At 59.3% G+C, this 1,918-nt stretch carries 2 protein-coding genes and 1 pseudogene; 1 reads left to right on the top strand and 2 read right to left on the bottom strand.

What is annotated here, in order from left to right:
- Window positions 1–148: 148 nt before the first annotated feature.
- Window positions 149–904 carry a winged helix-turn-helix domain-containing protein gene (locus AB4Y42_RS43860; protein WP_368692860.1) on the bottom strand — a complete coding sequence of 252 codons (756 nt, stop codon included), beginning with the start codon at window positions 902–904 and terminating at the stop codon, window positions 149–151.
- 97 nt (window positions 905–1,001) lie between these two features.
- Here AB4Y42_RS43860 and AB4Y42_RS43855 point away from each other — a divergent pair.
- Window positions 1,002–1,162: pseudogene (locus AB4Y42_RS43855) on the top strand (IS6 family transposase); the annotation flags it as partial.
- A gap of 137 nt (window positions 1,163–1,299) precedes the next feature.
- Here the strand turns inward: AB4Y42_RS43855 and AB4Y42_RS43850 are convergent.
- Window positions 1,300–1,918, bottom strand: a 619-nt coding sequence (locus tag AB4Y42_RS43850; protein WP_368692861.1) for an IS6 family transposase, incomplete at its 5' end; no start/stop codon positions are given.

Raw genomic sequence — 1,918 nt, 5'->3', positions numbered from 1 at the left:
CAGCGTCATGGTCGTGAGAGGCGACCCGCCGCCCGCCCGTGGACAACCCGCGACTCAACACTCAGCGGAGGTTAGATCGCATCAAATCGCTGGCTGCAAATCCGTCCGTCGAACCGGGTCAGCCTCAATCGGCCGCTCCTCGTGGCTGTCAGGAACCCATGTCCGCAACCTCGGCGTCCTGCGACACGGCGCTTGTGCGGGTTGCATCGGCTTGAGCACCGGCAAGTTCGATCCGGTAACCATGCGCGTACATAGTGCGCAGCTGCACGCCAAGCAACCCGTTGAGGCCTAATTTCTTGCGCAGTTTGTAGATGTGCTGCTCAAGCGTGCGACCGACGATATCCTCGGTACTGCCCCACACGGCCGCGGCAATCTGGCTGCGGCTCACATATTCGCCTGCGTGCGAGAACAGCATCCACGCAATGGCGAATTCGCGCGACGTCAGCCGCACGGATTCATCGCCCACCAGGATCGATGCCGTACGTCGTTCAAGGGTATAAGCGCCCACGGTCACGCTATCGTCGTCAAGCGGCGTCGTCCCCTGGCCAAAGCGGCGCAGCGTCTGGTATGTGCGTGCGGCCAGTTCAGGACCTGTATACGGCGCGATGACAACTTCGTCCGCGCCCGCTGCATAGGCCATTTCAATGCTCGCGCGGTCATTGAAGGTGCCCACGACGATCAATGGCGCGCGACGGTCCGCGTAACATCGGCGACGCTCCAGTACGGCGCTGTTGCTGTCCAGGCAACCAAGGTCGATGAAGATCGCGCAGAAGTCCTCGCGATACATGGCCCTTGACAGCGAAACGTCATCGTGGAACAGCTGGCACCTGACTGCATCGTCCATGAAATTTTCATTCACCAACTGGAACAGCGAACCACTGTGCGTCAGGACCGCGAATTTCATGGACAACTCCTGTTCGGAAAACATATTCTGAATCCGGTAGTGGTGCAATTTGGATGCGCTGGTCTGTTACGCCCGGGATTTTGACGAGCACGAGCCAATGGGTAAGCTGAAAGACATTGACGGATTGTTCAACGGGCGCCACTTCGATCGCGAGGTTATTGTCCTCTATGTGCGCTGGTACCTGTGTTACAAGCTCAGCTTTTGGGACCTCACGGAAATGTGATCGCCGAGCGCGGTCTGTCGATGGCGCACGACCATGCGCTGGGTCCAGCGCGCTTCACGCCGGAATTCGTCAAACACTGGAATCGCCTGGCCTTGAAAGCCGGTCAGTCGTGGCGAGGGCGTTGTCACGTTAAGTTATACGAGGCGCAAGAGCGAACAGGAGGTAGATTTGCTCAGAAATTGGACGGATCCTGGGTGAGCCCAGTGAAGCGATGCCACCCGGCAAAGCGTGCGGCGAGCTGTTTGCGATAGCGTGAGGCACGCAGTAAATGTCGCTTGAGCGCGAAGTGCTGGCGAATCGGTCCGAAGCCCGATAAGAATGCTTGTGTGCGACCAGGCTCGCGGAAACCACGCATCCGGCGTTCGCGCTCACGCGTAGGTTGATGGCTGTTTTCGGCAAGGTTGTTCACCCGGGCACTGGCTTTGACGAAGACGTGTTTGATGTTTGCCAGTTCGGGAATTTCGGCCTTCGCGGCCGGATAGCTGCGCAACTGATCGGTGACAATCCTTCGTGGCGCGTTGGCACAGGCGGCCAGCACGCGGTTGAAGAAGCGCTTTGCTGCGGCCTTATCGCGATGTTTCTGCAGCAGGATGTCGAGTTCGGCGCCGTGCTGGTCGACTGCCCGCCAGAGCAGATAAGGCTCACCGCGCAACGTAACGAAGACTTCGTCCAGATGCCATATGCGCCCAGGCTTGCGGCGGGCAGCTTTGACGCGATCTGCGAAGCCCGCGCCGAATTTGAAATACCACCGAACCGCGAGACTAAGGATTGCTGCCGGGAACCGGTGGCCG

The organism is Paraburkholderia sp. EG286B, from assembly GCF_040965655.1.
GTDB lineage: Bacteria > Pseudomonadota > Gammaproteobacteria > Burkholderiales > Burkholderiaceae > Paraburkholderia.
The sequence above is the reverse complement of the archived record's forward strand: the minus strand, read 5'-3'. Positions and strand labels throughout refer to the sequence as shown.

Coding starts and splice junctions, on each gene's coding strand:
- AB4Y42_RS43860 (WP_368692860.1), bottom strand. CDS start 904: ATGAAATTCGCGGTCCTGACGCACAGTGGTTCGCTGTTCCAGTTGGTG.